This is a genomic window from Alishewanella sp. WH16-1 (assembly GCF_001441695.1).
Classification (GTDB): Bacteria; Pseudomonadota; Gammaproteobacteria; order Enterobacterales; family Alteromonadaceae; genus Alishewanella; species Alishewanella agri.
In genome coordinates this window covers 15,901-32,483 of the sequence record NZ_LCWL01000135.1, presented here as the reverse complement: position 1 = coordinate 32,483, position 16,583 = coordinate 15,901, and the positions used below count along the sequence as shown (strand labels likewise).

The following is a 16,583-nucleotide window of genomic DNA, read 5'->3' as shown; positions in this document are numbered from 1 at the left end:
GTTAATACAGTCAATGGTAGCTCCATTGGTCCTCTCGCAATACTAGTAGGCGAACCTGGTCAGGTCCGGAAGGAAGCAGCCATAGTTTATGATGTATGTGCCGGGATGTGGCTGGTGGGGCTGCCACCCAAATCTGGTAGCCTCCCCCGATTACAGAAAGTTAATCTGATTTACGGCTGATGATCCAGAAACTCTCTGGCCCGCTTTACTGCTTCTTTAACCCGCATCGTCATTTCAAAGCGCTCGCTTTGCGGCATGTAGAACGCCATGTCAACTTCAAACCGGATATAACGTGGCGGTAGTAAATTCAGTGAAATACAGCACAGATCGGCCAGGTATTCCGCATCGTTGTTTTTATCCAGCTCCAGCTCAACAATATGGTCCAGTACCAGTTTTTCATAATAATTATGAATATCATCATCAAGTTTCATTCATTCTCTCCTGCCGGGATCTAGGGCGTGTTGACGTTTGCTGCTTGTTTTTGCAGCCGTTTGGCTGGTGTTTATACAAGGCAGAGCTTGTGATGTGTAGTTATTCTACATGAACAAGCGATAACGCAGTAGAAACGCCAGCCAAACGCTGCCCGAAGGGTTCGCGCTGGCGGCGCTTTGCTCTTTGGCACTCGTCACTTATTTAGAATAACTAAACTGCGCTCCTCGTTTCGCGATCAAAGCGCCGCCAGTGCGAACAAAATCTAAGCAGCAAACGTCAACACGCCCTAGCTTAAGCATAATCAGCTTACTGCTAAAACGCCACAGAAAGATTGTGTTAGGTCAGCGCCTTGCTACAATGCCGCGGTCAAGGTCATCAGGTCATCATAAAAATGCAAAAGAATACTACACCCTGCTATTACGGCGATTATTTGCAACTGGACAAAATTTTAACCGCTCAGGCGCCGGAAAGTGCCCGCTATGCCAAAGAGGCGCATGATGAAACGCTGTTTATTATTGTGCATCAGGTCTATGAGCTGTGGTTTAAACAAATTTTGCACGAACTGAAAGCGGTAATGGCGGTGTTTGCCGAGGCGGAAGTTAAAGATCAGCAGCTAACGGGCATAGTGCATAAGCTGAAACGGATTATCAGTATTCAACAACTGTTAAACCAGCAAATTGCAGTGCTGGAAACCATGACGCCACAAGACTTTATGGCGTTTCGCGATTATCTGGTCCCGGCCTCTGGTTTTCAGAGTATTCAATTCAAAATGTTGGAAATTGGCTTGGGTTTGAAAAGCGAATTTCGGATCGACTTTGATAAAAACTCCTTCTATAGCCGTCTAAAACAGGCTGACAGGGAGTTTTTGCAGCAACTGGAACAGGCGCCCAGCTTATTTGAGCGGATCGAAAAATGGCTGGAGCGCATGCCGTTTCTGGAGTTTGCCGGCTTTAGTTTCTGGCAAATGTATCAGCAGGCGACCGAACAAATGCTGCAACAGGATCAGGCCATTGTCGAGCAGATTGAGCAAATTGCCGAGCAGGAGCGGGCCTTGCAACTGGCTGAGATCGGCCGGACCCGCGATAAATTTGCCGCCTTGCTGGATAAAGAAAAATATCAGACCTTACAGCAGCAAGGTAGTTTTCGGTTGAGTCAAAAGGCAATGCTGTCGGCGCTGTTTATTAATTTGTACCAGGAAGAGCCGGTATTTAACCTGCCGTTTCAGCTGTTAACCTGTTTAACGGAAATTGATGAGCAGTTGACGATCTGGCGTTATAAACATGCGATGATGGTACAGCGGATGCTGGGCAGTAAGATTGGTACCGGTGGCTCTTCTGGTCATGACTATTTAAAGCGTACTACCGAAAAAAACCGTATCTTTACCGATCTCTTTACCATGGCGACATTTTTATTGCCCAAGGCTGCCTTACCGGAGCTACCGCCAACGGTGAAACAGCAATTAGGTTTCTATTTCGCGCCACAGCCCTAAACCCTGTTGGGCGAAAGCAGCTTTAAACAGCTGCAGATGGACGGCGGTAAGGGCATTGAGATCGCGCTGATAACCGCCGCCAATCACCGCGGCGACCGGAATGCCGGCGTCGCGACAGCGCTGCAGCACCAGTGTGTCTCTGGCTAATACCCCTGCGGTGCTGATTTGCAGCAAGCCTAAATCATCCTGTTGGTGGATATCCACGCCGGCATCATAGATCACCAGTTCTGGCTGATACCAACGCAACAGATTATCCAGGCTCTGGCTCACGGCTTCCAGATAGCTGGCATCAGTACAATCCTTGTCCAGGCCGATATCCCAGTCGGAACGTTGCTTGCGTGCGGGAAAGTTTTTTTCACAGTGGATTGATGCAGTAATAATACCGCTATTAGCTGTAAACAGCGCCGCAGTCCCATCCCCCTGATGCACGTCCAAATCAAAGATTAACACCGGGCCAACCCCCCGTTGCTGCATACTGAGCGCGGCGAAGGCCAAATCATTAAATAGGCAAAAACCGCTGCCCTCTGCATAAAAGGCATGGTGATAACCACCACTTAAGTGCAGTGCCAGTCCATGTTGCAAGGCTTGCTCTGCACAGAGCAGGGTGCCACCGAGCGAGGTTAACGAACGCTTGATAAGTTGCTCTGACCAGGGAAAACCAATACGTCGCATCGCTTTACTATCTAAGGTGCCCTGAGATAGCGCCTCGACATAGGCAGGGTCGTGTAGGGTGGACAATGCCGCAGCGGTTACTGGCGCAGGTTGTAAGAAACCGGATTCCGGTACGCCCAAAGCGAGCAGCTGCTGATACAAGCTGCGATATTTACCAATCGGATAGCGATGATTTGCCGGTAAGGCCAGTTCACTGTAACAGGGATGGTAAATCAGCGGCGTTAAGGACCGGGCCATCAGGCTCTCCCGCTTTCCAGACGTTGAATTTGCTGCTCCACTTCATCAATGGCACGACGACAGCGACCAAGACGGGCATGCAAAGCCAGACGCCGGGCGGTGCCTTCAGCAGTTTGGTCGCGCTCGGCCAGCTGCAGCATATCCTTGAGCCGGCTTTCAAACTGCTGATATTCCGAAAGTTGCTGATAAAGCTGCTGACTGGATGCGCTCAATTGCTGCACCACGGCCTTAGTACGTTGCTGTGGTCGGCCACTGTGTTTTTGCCGGGTGCTACTATTGACGAAGGCACGCAGCAGGGCGTCAATTTGTTGCTGCAGGCGCTCGGTCAAGCGCTGTTGAGCTGCGGCAGATAATTGCGATCCCTGTGCACGCAGATGTGCCAGATGGCGCTGACTTTGCGCGACATAATCAGCCAGATAAGGGGAGTGGACACTAAAGAGTGACGAATCAAACCAATGTTGTGGTTTGCCGGGCTGCAACTGCCGGTCTAACTCACTGGCTTGGTGCCAGAGTTGTTGTAGCTGCTGCTCTAAACGCTGCAGCTGTGCAGCAGAGAGTTGACTCATCCGCCGTTGCTCCAGGCTTGCCAGGCTAAGCGGGCGGCAATGGCAATGACCACACAAATAAATACCGGCCGGATAAATTTACTGCCAAAACGGATTGCCGAATGTGCGCCCAGATAAGCACCTAACATTAAACACAGCCCCATGGCGATGCCTAGCGTAAAATGGACATGGCCTAAGACAATAAACGCCGCCAGTGAAAAACCATTGCTAACAAAATTCATGGTGCGGGCGACACCACTGGTCAGCAATAAATTGATCTTATAGAGCGCCATAGTGGAGACCATCCAGAAAGCGCCGGTACCTGGCCCGGCAACACCGTCATAAAAGCCCAGCGTTAAGCCTTGCACACGTTGTTGCCAGTAGACTTTACGACCTGGCGTTGGCAACGTCAGTCGATCGTCCGGTTGCATCCGGTTAAACAAGGTGTAAATGGCCGCGAAGAGAATCAGCAGTGGTAATAGTTTATCCAGTAGCTCGGTGCTGAGCTGATCCACTACCAGCGTACCCAACAGCGCGCCAATGGCGGTAAATAACAAACTATTACGCCAGTATACCGGGTTAAATAACTTCTTCCGGTAATAGGTAACCGAGGCCGTGAGTGAACCAAAGGTCGCCGCCAGTTTATTGGTACCCAGTACCACATGCGGCGGCAAACCGGCGGTCAGTAACGCCGGTACGGTTAATAAGCCGCCACCACCAGCAATGGCATCAATGTAGCCGGCGATAAAAGCCACGCTGCATAACAGTAGTAACAGCTCAAGTGTCAGGTTCAGATCCGGGATCAAGGGCAGGTCCTGTCAATATTCAATAATTCGGCGAAATGGCGGCAGGGTATCCAGCATGGCTTTACCATAGCTTTTACTGACCAGCCGCCGATCAAGGATCACGATCCGGCCCCGGTCCTGCTCTTGTCGCAGCAGTCTACCACAAGCTTGCACCAGTTTCTTGGCGGTAGCAGGTAAACTCAATTGCACAAAAGCATTGCCCCCTCTGGCACTGATAGCCTCGCTTTGCGCCGCTTCCAGTGGCGAGGTAGGCACCGCAAAGGGTAACTTAGTGATAATCAGATTAGTTAATAAGTCACCGGGTAAGTCCAGGCCTTCTGAGAAACTCTGGGTGCCAAATAAAATGCTGGCGCCGCCGCCCTGCACCCGGCTTTTATGCAGGTCCAGTAGTGCCTGACGTGACGCTTCGCCCTGTACCAATAATGAAAAACCCTGTTGTCTTAGGGCGGCTGCCACCTCCTGCATTTGCCAGTAAGAGGCAAACAGCACCAGGCTGCCTTTTTTGGCATCCAGATAGCGGGGCAGTAATCTAATTAATTCCTGGCTAAAGTCTGCCGCTGTCGGCTCGCAGCGGGTGGTCGGTAAAATCATCTCTGCCTGCTCGGCGTAAGCAAAGGGGGAGTCGACCTGCAGACATTGTAGCGCAGCAAAATCCAGCAATCCGAGTTCACGTTTCGCATGCTCAAAACTATTCAGTAGTCGCAGTGTTGCTGAACAGAGTACTACGGCAAAGGCGGGTTGAAATAGCAACTGGCTTAGTTTATGGCTAACACTTAATGGGCTGGCGTGCAGATAAAGCGGGCTTTGCGCCGTCTCGCGGCTCAGCCAACGCGCCTGATTCGCGATGTCTTTTTGTGGTTGCGCGTAAAGTTGCCACAGCTGTTGTTGGTGCTCCAGACGTTGGCGCAGTAGGGCTAAATCGCCAATTAACTGCGGCTGGCTACGCAGCCGTTTCGGTTGTTCGTTGAGTTGTTGCTGCAACTCAGTTAGCAGCCGATCGCAACAGTTCAGGGCTTTGCTACTGCTCTCTGCCAGTGGCTCTGCCTGCTGTTGCCATAATTTGGGTAACGCAGCATGCACAAAGCGGTATTCGGTTTGCGATGCCTGTGGAAACCATTGTGGTAAATAATCACGTAAGCTGCGTTCCAGCGGTTTTAGCGTGGCCGCAAAGTCGCTGAGTAGGTCGTCAAGTTTAAGTAAATCTTTCAGGCTACGCTCCGGCAGCAAGCCCTGTAACAGTTGTAATTGCTTGCGCGCCTTTTCCAGCCAGACGTTTTGCTCAGTTAACTGCGCGCTGGCGCTGAGCAGCTCCCGGCCGCAGTCTGCCAGATGATGCGCTTCGTCAATCACATAGATGCACTCATCTGGCGCCGGCAATACCGAATTACCGGCCAGTAAGTCGGATAACAATAAGCTGTGGTTAACCACCAGTACCTGCGAGTCGGCAATTTCCGCCCGGGCCAGATGAAACGGGCAACCCAGATGCTGACGATGTTGTTTATGGCAGATATGCGCATCGGCCTGAATTTGTTGCCAGACGGTATCAGGTAATCCTTCAGCCAACGTATCGCGGTCGCCAAGCCAATGTCGCTGTTGCCAGGCGCTTAGCAAGCGCTTCAGCAGGCTTTGCGTTGCCTGATCCTGAGATAACTCCGGGCTGGTAAATAATACGGGTTGCCCGATCAGTTGCTGCAAGCGCCCGATGCAGGCATAGCGCTGGCGCCCCTTTACTAAGGTGTAATCAAAGTGCAGTCCGCTATGCTTGAGGAAGAACGGCAGCTCTTTATTAACCAATTGCTCCTGCAACGCCACGGTGGCGGTGGCGATAACCAGCTTTTTCTTTTGTGCCAACGCGTAGGGCAGAGTGCCTAACAGATAGGCCAGTGACTTACCAGTGCCAGTGCCGGCCTCAATGAGTCCCAACCGCTGCTGGCGATGATATTCGCCGGCGACAATTTTACTGATCTCAGCAATCAGTTTGTTCTGTGCCGGTCGCGCGCGGTAGCCGGGCAACTGTTGCTTGAGTTGCTGATGGCACTGCCGGATCTGTTGTTTTAACGGTTCTGAGAGCATGGGGGCTATTGATTATTCAAGTTGCATATCTGTATATTTTTACAGTTTGGCATTCTAGCTGTCTTTTCTGGCGCTGCCTAGCCCGGGGTTGGCATGGTTGGCGGTAAAGCGCCGTAGTCTGGCTTAGAACGACAAAACTACCTTGAAAAAGACGCTGCGAAGGTAATTTATCGTTATTATTTTGCTGCTGGTCGCGATAAATGCTCAAAATCGGTTGTGTGATAACTGGTAAGAGCAGTATTTTCCGGTAATTTTTTGTTTACAGTAAAAATCGACTGAAATTCGTGGTTGCTGCTTTACTAGACGCTATAGATCGTGCTTGTTTACGAAATTTACGTTTTATAAACCTTTATCAGCATGGCTTGATCGTTTTTTGTAAGCATAATGTATGACTGGCCTCGACCCCGCACTGATATCCGACGCACTCAGACCAGCCTTACTAAAAAATGTTCCGTAAAAGCGGTTGACCCTGCTGAAAAATTGCGTTTATTATCAGGGCGCGTTACTCGGGGTAGTTGCCAGTAAAAAGGCGGCGCCCGGCAAAAAACTTAGTAACTGAAAAACAGAATCACTAAACGTGGTCCAGGGAGAAATACATGTACTCAAATAATAAATTAAGCAAGGCTGTGCGCTTAGCCATCGCTTTCGGTGCCGCTTCAGCGTTCGCCGGCACTGCTGTCGCTCAAGAAGCACAGCAGGAAGAAGAAGCCGCTAAAGTTGAGCGGATTGAAGTAACAGGTTCACGTATCAAACGTACTGACCTGGAAGGTGCTTTACCGGTTACGGTAATTGACCGTGAAATGATTGATATGTCTGGCCAGCTGTCTGTATCAGACTTACTGCGTGGTACCACTTTCAACTCAACCGGTTCATTCCGTCCACAATCTGGTAGCTCAGCGCAAGGTACTGCATCAATCAACCTGCGTGGTTTAGGTGCTGACCGTACGTTGGTATTGGTTGACGGTCGTCGTCTGCCAAAATCACCATCAACTGGCGCAACCCAAGACTTAAACTCTATCCCTATCGGTGCGGTTGAGCGGGTTGAAATTCTGTCTGACGGTGCTTCTGCGATGTACGGTTCAGACGCTATGGGTGGTGTAGTTAACATCATTACCCGTAAAGACTTTAACGGTGTTGAGTTTAACGTCAGCATGGGTGAAGCCTCTGTTCCAAAAGAAGGTGGTGACACTGAAAGCGGTTCAGTCGTATTCGGTTCTTCTACTGCTAAAACCAGCCTGATCGGTGGTGTATCGTGGAACAGCCGTGACATCGTATTTGAACGCGATTACCCATGGGTAGTGCCAGGTAGTTCTTTATACGGTAATAACTGGGAAGATGTTGAAGAAGATCTGAGAGCAATACCTGGTGGTTGCACTGAAGAAAACTTTATTCCGACCACTATTGTTGGTTTCCCTCGCTGTCAGTATAACTTCAACGCAACTAACGCGAACGAAGCTTCTACCCGTAACGAATCTCTGTTTATCAAAGCCCGTCACCAGGTTACAGATGACTGGCAAGTTTATATGAATGCGTCAGTATCAAAATCTGGCTCATTCGGTCGTTACGCACCCGCACCGGACTGGGCCCCAGTTTCTGCGAACAGTGTCAACAACCCAACTAACCCGAATGCCTGGTTCTACAACCCAGCCAATCCAAATGCAGTGCCGTTCGATCCGTCTGTCGGAGCTCCTCAAGATATCTATATTTATCATCGCTATGCTGCGTTAGGTAACCGTGACGGTTATGTTAACAACGAAGGTACAGACTTCTTGGCCGGTGCTCAGGGTATGTTGGGTGGCGTAGATTTGGACTTCGGTGTACGCCGTAATCGCAGCAAAACTTACGATATCGGTTATAACTACATCGTTCGTTCTACCGCCTGGGATTATATCGAACGCGGTATCTATGACTTACAACGTCCTAGCCAGAACCCGGAAGAAGTTCTGAATGCGATGAAAGCGACGATTTCTCGTATCTCTTTCTTTAACCAGGACGAAGCCTATGTCAGCGGCTCATTCGACATGTTCGAACTGGGTGCTGGTATGGTACAAGGTGTACTGGGTGCTGAATACCGCAAAGAAGACTACAACGATCAGTACGATTCACTGTCAGAAGCCGGTCAGATTGGTGGTTCTGCGGGTAACTCAGCCGGTGGTGACCGTACTGTTAAATCTGCTTTCTTCGAAGCGCTGGTCCCAATCCTAGACAACCTGGAAATGTCAGTAGCCGGTCGTTATGACAAGTACTCAGACTACGGTAATGACTTCGCACCTAAAGTGTCTTTCCGTTTTGAACCAATGGATGGCATGGTATTACGTGCGTCTTGGGGCCAGGGCTTCCGTGCACCGTCACTGGACATCCTGACGCAGAAAACCACTTTCTCTGCAGTTTCAGTTAACGACCAACGTACTTGTGACGTGTTTGGTTCTTGCCCGGTACAGGTAGATACCTTTATTCGTGCAAACCCTGACTTAGAATCTGAACAGTCAGATCAATATACAATCGGATGGGCTTATCAACCAACAGATTGGTTGAACTTCTCTATCGATTATTGGAATACCGAAATTACTAACAAGATTACCTATTTCGGTCCATCTACTATTCTAAGCCGTCAGGCTGCTGGCGATTCATTGCCACCTGGTATTGAAATTATTCGTAGAGCAAACGGTGCAATTGACCAGGTGCTAGCTGGTTACGGTAACGAAGGTGTGGTTAACACTGATGGTTTTGATGCTAACGTTCGTACCACTTTCGACTTTGGTACTTTGGGTCGTCTGAACCAGAACCTGCAAGTTGCTTACACTCGTAACTATGACGAAGGCGGTCGTAACTTCGTAGAAGACCCAGGCTTCCCGAAAATGCGTATGACGTTACAAAACGTGTATGTTATCGGTGATGTTGATGTCGCCTACAACCTGAATCTGATAGGTAGCAGCTATCGCTGTGGTATCGGCCAGACTGAAGGTGGCGCGGCTAACCGTGATGGTTGTGTTAACTTAAAAGATGCACCACGTAACGGTAACTGGGGTACCTACGTAACGCACGATCTGCAAGTCAGCTACAACCTGCCATGGGATGGTAAGATCACTGTTGGTGCTCTGAACCTGTTCGAGAAGCTGCCTTCTCTGCGCCCATACGACGGTCGTGACTACAACTTCGACCTGTATGATGGTTGGGGTCGTCAAACCTACGTTCGTTACAGCCAAACTTTCTAAGGTTGTAACTACTTGAATAAAAAGGCGGGCTTAGCCCGCCTTTTTTATTGGAGGACATATGCAACACTGGACAGCTTATTGGCAGCAAGCAGATACGCTGAATAGCTTTGCAGAGGGGCAGGCGGCCAGCGGTTATCACGGTGAATTGGCAGCCTTCTGGCGACAACAGCTAGCGGGGTTAGCTGCCTCGGCAACACTGATGGATCTTGGTACCGGCAATGGGGCGCTGGCCCTATTGTTGGCAGAGCAAAAGCAACAGCAACAGCAGGCAACCAACTGGCGGATCCTGGCGGTTGATGCTGCTGATATTCAACCGCAACGTTTAATTGCGAAGCAGCCTGCACTGGCAAAGCCATTTAAACAGATCCGTTTTCTTGGTCATACCCGAATAGAGCAACTCCCTTGCGCCAATGCCAGTATCGACTTGCTGGTCAGTCAGTTTGCTTTTGAATACAGCGAGCTGTCGGCGAGTCTGCAGGAAGCCTGGCGGGTGCTAAAACCCGGTGGTCGCCTGATTGCGGTGATGCATAGTGCAGATACGGCTTTGGCGCAAGATAGTGCCGTCGGGATCCTTGTGATGCAAAACTTGCTGGCTGCAGATGGCATTATTGAACGGGTCCTGGCGTTGTTGCCGCTGGCACTGCGTTCCACACAAAGTCCGCAGTTTATGCAGGCTAATCAGCAGTTATTGCAACAGGTTAAAGTTTATCAGCAGTCATTGGCGCCGGCGGCAGCTGAGTGGTTTCATTATTTATTTGCCCCCTTTGCCAGCTTATTATTTCAACCGGCAGTGGATAGCCCGCACCAGGCCAAGCGGCTGCAGCAAAGTTTAGCCTATTACCTACAGCGACTTAGCGATCAACAAGCGGCTTGTATTACACCTGACAAAGCCGACGGCATCCAACAACAACTGCAAAAACTGCGGGGGCGCGGGCAATTAGCACCGCTCTATATCGAAGGGCAGTTATTTGGCCTGGCATTAATGGCCGAAAAAGTTTAACTAAAGCGTTTATTTGTAAGTATTTTGATAATAATATGGCGGCGTTTGCAATCTTATTCAGTTAAAGGAGTAACCAAATTGCGTTATCTAAAAATATTGCTGAGCTTACTATTACTTCAAGCCAGCCTGGTTTATGCCACCATTCCCACCCAGCACTTTTTCGAACACGCCAAGGTGCGCAATATGAAGCTATCGCCAGATGGCAAGCAAGTCGCCTTTAATTATGAGGAAGGTTCTGAAGTCCGCCTGGCGGTGATGCAGCTAAAAGATCTGAAGGTTAAGAGCAGTTTTACCTTCGGTGAAAATAAGCATGTGCTTAATTTCCATTGGGCGAACAACAATAGAGTGCTAATGGAAGTGGCTGAAGTTACCGGCAATCTGATAAGTATGCGCGGTACCGCTGTAGATTTATATGCCGCTAACGCTGATGGCACTAAACGCCATCTGTTATTTAAAAATGAGATGTCCGCCTACACCATTCTGCACCTATTACCAGAACAGCCAGATCGGATCTTAATTGGTAAGTACCACTGGGCCGAGAAGAGTGGCATGCGCGCTTTTACACTGGATATCAATCGGGGCACAGAGCTGTATCTGGATGACCAGCCTCCGGGCGTCGTCACCAGTCTGATGGCAGATAATAGCGGCACGCTAAGGATGGGGATTGAGTTTATTGAGGGCAAAGAGTTTGATGACAACAAAACCATCTTGCATATTAAGCAGGATGGGCAGTGGCAAAAATTAGCGTTGCCCAATCAACGCGCGAATCCTAAAGTGACGCCCTGGGGATTTACCGCTGATAATAAAACCGCTTACTTTCTGTCTAACTTCGATATGGCGACCGGTGATCGGGACGGTTTATTTGCGTACAACTTCGAGGATAAATCACTCAATCTGGTAGCCAGACACGATTATTCAGATATCGACGGCCGGTCCAGAGGCCATGACGGCGAGTTGCTGGCGATTGACTATATGGCAGGTAAGGCTGAGTTCGAATTTATTAATACCAGCCATCCGGATACCTTATTGCTCGCCGGTTTGAAACAGGCGTTTGCGGAGCAATTGGTCACCATTTCCTCTTTTGACGAAAAAGGTCAGCTAGCCTTATTCCGCGTCAGCTCTGATCGTAATCCCGGCGAATTTTATTTGTACGATTTGGTGAAGAAACAAGCCCGTTATCTTGCTTCGGTAAAGCCAAATTTAAAAGCTGAGCAGTTGGTGCCGATGCAGCCGGTTACACTGGCCGCTCGGGATGGCCTGGCATTACATGGCTATCTAACCTTACCCGCGGGTAAAACCAGTCAGTTGCCGCTGATTATCAACGTCCATGGTGGCCCCTTTGGCGTTTATGATAATTGGGGCTTTAATGCTGAAGCGCAATTCTTTGCCCACCATGGTTATGCCAGTTTACAGGTTAACTTCCGTGGTTCTGGTGGCTATGGCGACGATTTCGAACGTGCTGGCCGTTTACAGTGGGGACGGGCGATGCAAGATGATGTTGCCGATGCGGTAAAGTGGGCAGTAGCACAAGGCATTGCGGATCCAAACCGCATTTGTATCTACGGCGGTAGTTATGGCGGTTATGCTGCAATTTGGGGCGTAATCAAAGATCCGGAATTATATCGCTGCGCTGTAGGCTATGTCGGTGTCTATGATATGCCGTTATTCTTTAAAGGTGATGGTTCAGATGCTAGCCGCAGCCGCAATATCGGGCAATTTATCCGCTCTCATGTTGGCGCCGACCAGGAATCCCTGCAAGCGATCTCACCGGTACATCATGTCGATAAAATTCAGGTGCCGTTATTTATTGTACACGGCTCCAAAGATGTGCGGGTGCCAATAATCCATGCCAATAATTTACGTAAGGCCTTAGATCAGGCGGGTAAAGATTATCAATGGTTGGTTAAAGAAGACGGCCATGGTTTTTATCAGGTGGCGCACCGGGTCGAGTTGTACGATAAGATGCTGCAATTTTTTAACCAGCATATTGGTGCAGCAGCTAAGGCTAAACCTAATTAACATTTTGCTGTTTATCGTGAAAAATCAGCGGTTGGTCGGTTGCTGCCGACCCGCCGCTGCCCTTGCTCCCGCTTAGGTTAAGCGCGTGACCTGAAATAGAAAAAAAAGTTGCAGCTTTGCGACTAAATACCTGCTTAAAGGCTTGACCCTATTTTTTTTTGCTGCATATTATTAACCGATATTGTTCGGTTGCAAATCGAATGATGCGCTTCAGGCCTTTCTCAGGGATGCGTCTGACAAAAATAAATAACGAGATACTCATCTAATAAGAGTTATCCAGGGAGTTTACTATGTTCACCAATAACAAGCTAAGCAAGGCTGTTCGCCTGGCTATGGCCTTTGGTGCTGCTTCAACACTGGCCTTCGCTGGCTCAGTTGCAGCCCAAGAAACTGATAACGAAGAAACCGCCAAAAAAGACGAGAAGCCAGAACGTATTCAGATCGTAGGCTCTCGGATCCGCACCGACGGCCTGGATCAGGCTAACCCGGTTACTATCATCACTGCTGAGATTGCGAAAGATTCAGGTTTAAATACGCTGGGTGAATTACTGCGTACTTCTACCGTGGCAGCCGGTTCTGACCAGCTGATTTCTGCGTACTCTGTGGGCTTCGTCACCTCTGGTGGTGCCGGTGCTGAATCTATCTCAATGCGTGGTCTGGGTTCAAACCGTACGCTGGTATTATTAAACGGCCGTCGTGCAGGCCCTGCCGGTACCCGTGGTCAGGTTTCTGCTTTTGATATGAACGCCTTACCTGTATCAGCCATTGATCGGGTTGAAATTCTGAAAGACGGCGCCTCATCACTTTACGGTTCAGACGCTGTTGCCGGTGTAATCAACATTATTACCAAGCGTGACGACACCGCTAATATTACCGTTTCAGGTAGCAAGCCATTCGAATCAGGCGGTGAAACTTACCGTATTAACGGTACTTACGGTGAAACCTTTGACCGTGGTTCATGGCAAATTGTGGCTGACTATAACGTCAATACCGGTTTAATCCGTGACGATCGCGATTACTTTAACTGTAACGAGCGGATGCTATTTAATGCCACCACTGGCGAGCGGGCTGACCCTATCGACCCACGTACCGGTGAGTATCATTGTAACGGTACTGGCTATGGTATCTGGAGTAACCGTGGTGGTCGTTTCCTGTATGACTATCAAGGTTATGGCTTCCCAGCGGCAAGTTCTACTTTCCCAGTACCACTAACTCACCCGAATGGTTATTTCTGGGCTGGTCACAACAAAGAAACCGATGGTTGGTTAGATGGTCAGCATCCGTTCCAGCGTAACTCTACCATGATCCCGGAATCTAAAGTGGGTTCGGTGTTCCTGCAGGGTAACTACGATATCAGTGATAAAGTATCAATGTTCGGTGAATTACTGCACAGCAGCCGGACCACTGATATTGCCAGCGTACGCCAGATCTTTACCCAGGATTATGGGTATATACCTGCCAATTTAGTGCCGGGCTGGGGTGGTGACACCACTTTGTTAGCGGTAGCGATTACTGATCACTATAAAAACCAGACGACTATCGATTATACCCGTGCTGTAGCGGGCTTTGAGGGTGAGTTTGGTGACTGGTACTGGAACTTCTCTTATCAGCGTTCATTTAACAAAGGTGAATATAAACAAGATATTTTCCTGCGTGATGCGATGCTAAAATCACAGCGCGTACTGCGCGGTGAAGCCTGTAACGACGTAACGCCACTGTCAAATCGTCCTTGCTATGCCGTTGAGTGGTTCGATCCACAATTTATCAATGGTAATATGAGCCAAGGCGCCCGTGACTTCCTGATGGGTGAAGATATCGGTATGACCTACTATAAGCAGGATACCGTTGACTTCTATCTGACTGGTGATTTATTTGAATTACCAGCCGGTATGGTCAGTACTGCTTATGGTGTCAGCTATCAGACTGATCTAATCAAGGATACCCCGGGTATTGAAACCCGTCGTGGCAACTCCTGGGGCCTGAGCGGTGCTAATATCACTAAAGGTCGTTCTACCACTAAAGCGGCTTATGCGGAGTTTAACGTACCATTACTGCGTGAAATGCCTTTAGTACAAGCGCTGGATATGACCGTATCAGGCCGTTGGAATGATGTGAACACCTACGGTACCGGTACAACTTATAAAGTGGGCTTAAACTGGGCCTTAACTGACGAGTGGCGTATCCGGGCTTACCGTGGTAGTTCATTCCGTGCCCCAGCACTGTTTGAACTATTCCTGGATAGCCAGACTGGCTTCTTAGGTCAGGTTAGCGACCCTTGTATCAACTGGGTTGAAAGTGATAACCAGTTCCTGCGCGCTAACTGTCAGGCTGCTGGTGTACCAGAGAGCTATATCGCGGGTGTCGGTTCCTCAATGACCTCAATTACCGGTGGTGGTAAAGGTGTACTGGAAGCGGAAACCTCAGTATCGAAAGGTTTAGGTATCGTTTATACCAGCCCTGAGAATAAGTTTGGTTTATCGGTAGATTACTATGATGTGGTAATTAACGATCAGATCACTAACGTCGGTGGCGCTGCGGTATTAAGCAACTGTTACCTGTCTGAGCGCGGTTTTGCTAATGAACCATTCTGTCGTCAAATCACCCGTCGTACCGGTATGGATGGCGACTGGGGTGTGGCTGAAGTACGTGGTGGTTATCTGAACACCGCTGAGCAAACTGTACGTGGTATCGACTATACCTTAACTTACCGTGATACTTTCTCTTTCGGTGATTTAAGCGTGCGCTTAGAGCATACCCAGCAAATCGAGCGTAACTACAAGCAGTTCGCTGCTGATGTTGAGCCGCTGAAGTACATCACCCGGGTTGGTAACCCACGTGAAGTGGGTACCCTGCGTACTACACTGCGTCGTGATGACTGGCAGTTTAACTGGACCATGAACTACTATGGTAGTACTTCAAACTACCATCTGTATGCTAATGGTAACCGCACTACTTACCGTGGTGAGAATGTAACTTTCCTGGCGGAAACACCAACCTACATTCTGCATGCGTTCTCAGCTTCTACTACGTTCTGGGATAGCATGAATGTGACTGCCGGTATTGCGAATGCGTTCGATAAGCAACCACCAGTTGCCAGCCCAGCTGCGCTGAACGTTGTTGGTAACGTACCGCTGTTTGCATCACAACTGGATTATTTAGGTCGTCGGTTATTCGTAACCGTGTCTTACGACTTCTAATCTAACTCCCTTAGGTTACTAAGTACCTTAAAGCCCCGGCTACGCACAGCCGGGGCTTTTCTTTTCGCGGTTGCGCTTTTCAAAGGCGACGAAATTCATTACCATAGGCGCCGGTTTTGATTTAGATCAACATGTAGGCGGTAAAGCAGTATGGCTGATGAAAACTTTAAAGACAGCTTCGACCTGAAGCAGTTAATATTATTCGTTATTTGTTTCGCTGGCCTGTTGTGTCTGGCCCCGATCCTCCGCTGGATCCAGTTACTTTCCTGAAAGTAAGGTTACATCGGGTATGAGCCGCCACCGGGGCGGCTTTTTTGTCTGTATTGATTTAAGGGTATAGAGATGGACTACCAACAGCTTGCTATCGAATTGCAGCAGGTAATTAAAACGGTTGAGAATTATCCGAAACCGGGCATTACTTTTCGCGATGTGACCAGTCTGATGCAGGATGGCCCCAGCTTTAAAAAAGTGATTGATGCCTTTGTCGCCCGTTATCAGGATGCCGGCATTACCAAAATTATTGGTACTGAATCGCGCGGCTTTATTTTTGGTGCCCCTTTAGCTTATGCGCTGGGAGTGGCCTTTGTACCGGTACGTAAACCGGGCAAGTTACCACGCGAGCGTATTTCACAGGCCTATTCATTGGAATACGGCGAAGATGCGCTGGAATTACACGCTGACGCTATCGTAGCCGGCGATAAAGTGCTGTTGGTTGACGATTTACTGGCCACCGGCGGCACCATTGACGCCACGGTAAAACTGGTACGTCGCTTAGGTGGCACTGTAGCTGATGCCGCCTTTGTAATCGCCTTACCAGAACTGGGCGGTGTTGCACGCTTAGAAAAGCTCGGTTTAACCCTGTGTAGTCTGGTTGAGTATCACGGCGAATAGGGTTAGG

General features: G+C 49.3%; 11 protein-coding genes and 1 other RNA gene. 7 read left to right on the top strand and 5 right to left on the bottom strand.

Annotated elements, in window-relative coordinates; genetic code table 11:
* Window positions 1-23: 23 nt before the first annotated feature.
* Window positions 24-120: signal recognition particle sRNA small type (ffs, locus tag AAY72_RS16605), an RNA gene on the top strand.
* A 50-nt stretch (window positions 121-170) separates the two neighbouring features.
* Here the strand turns inward: ffs and AAY72_RS14380 are convergent.
* Window positions 171-431 (bottom strand): late competence development ComFB family protein, encoded by a 261-nt coding sequence (locus tag AAY72_RS14380; protein ID WP_008984245.1) that lies wholly within the window; start codon window positions 429-431, stop codon window positions 171-173.
* A 392-nt stretch (window positions 432-823) separates the two neighbouring features.
* Between AAY72_RS14380 and AAY72_RS14375 the strand changes: the two genes are divergently transcribed.
* Window positions 824-1,921 carry a tryptophan 2,3-dioxygenase family protein gene (locus AAY72_RS14375; RefSeq protein ID WP_008984244.1) on the top strand — a complete coding sequence of 366 codons (1,098 nt, stop codon included), beginning with the start codon at window positions 824-826 and terminating at the stop codon, window positions 1,919-1,921.
* Here the strand turns inward: AAY72_RS14375 and AAY72_RS14370 are convergent.
* Genes AAY72_RS14370 through dinG form a run of 4 tightly spaced genes read right to left on the bottom strand, consistent with a single transcriptional unit; the run spans window position 1,892 to window position 6,254 of the window.
* Entirely contained in the window at window positions 1,892-2,830 is a 939-nt protein-coding gene (locus AAY72_RS14370) for a histone deacetylase (protein ID WP_057788440.1), read from the bottom strand. The two genes, AAY72_RS14375 and AAY72_RS14370, sit on opposite strands and share 30 nt — an antisense overlap.
* Entirely contained in the window at window positions 2,830-3,396 is a 567-nt protein-coding gene (gene priC, locus AAY72_RS14365; RefSeq protein ID WP_008984242.1) for a primosomal replication protein PriC, read from the bottom strand. The genes AAY72_RS14370 and priC overlap by 1 nt, the downstream gene beginning before the upstream one ends.
* Window positions 3,393-4,181, bottom strand: coding sequence for a TSUP family transporter (locus AAY72_RS14360; RefSeq protein WP_008984241.1), 789 nt, complete (start codon window positions 4,179-4,181; stop codon window positions 3,393-3,395). Before AAY72_RS14360 ends, priC begins: the two co-directional genes overlap by 4 nt.
* Window positions 4,182-4,193: 12 nt before the next feature.
* Window positions 4,194-6,254 carry an ATP-dependent DNA helicase DinG gene (gene dinG, locus AAY72_RS14355; RefSeq protein WP_057788438.1) on the bottom strand — a complete coding sequence of 687 codons (2,061 nt, stop codon included), beginning with the start codon at window positions 6,252-6,254 and terminating at the stop codon, window positions 4,194-4,196.
* Window positions 6,255-6,850: 596 nt separating this feature from the next.
* Between dinG and AAY72_RS14350 the strand changes: the two genes are divergently transcribed.
* The 5 genes from AAY72_RS14350 to apt all read left to right on the top strand — a co-directional run bounded on the left by AAY72_RS14350 (window position 6,851) and on the right by apt (window position 16,576).
* Window positions 6,851-9,469, top strand: a complete 2,619-nt coding sequence (locus AAY72_RS14350; RefSeq protein WP_057788436.1) for a TonB-dependent siderophore receptor — start codon at window positions 6,851-6,853, stop codon at window positions 9,467-9,469.
* Between the two features lie 58 nt (window positions 9,470-9,527).
* The gene (locus tag AAY72_RS14345) at window positions 9,528-10,469 is read left to right on the top strand and encodes a class I SAM-dependent methyltransferase (protein WP_057788434.1); all 942 of its coding nucleotides are present in this window, start codon (window positions 9,528-9,530) and stop codon (window positions 10,467-10,469) included.
* A 78-nt stretch (window positions 10,470-10,547) separates the two neighbouring features.
* Window positions 10,548-12,488 (top strand): S9 family peptidase, encoded by a 1,941-nt coding sequence (locus AAY72_RS14340; protein ID WP_057788432.1) that lies wholly within the window; start codon window positions 10,548-10,550, stop codon window positions 12,486-12,488.
* A gap of 290 nt (window positions 12,489-12,778) precedes the next feature.
* On the top strand, window positions 12,779-15,685 hold the full coding sequence (locus AAY72_RS14335; RefSeq protein WP_057788430.1) for a TonB-dependent receptor domain-containing protein: 2,907 nt from the start codon (window positions 12,779-12,781) through the stop codon (window positions 15,683-15,685).
* Between the two features lie 342 nt (window positions 15,686-16,027).
* Complete coding sequence (gene apt / locus AAY72_RS14330; RefSeq protein ID WP_008607434.1) at window positions 16,028-16,576, top strand: adenine phosphoribosyltransferase; 549 nt, start codon at window positions 16,028-16,030, stop codon at window positions 16,574-16,576.
* Window positions 16,577-16,583 lie beyond the last annotated feature (7 nt).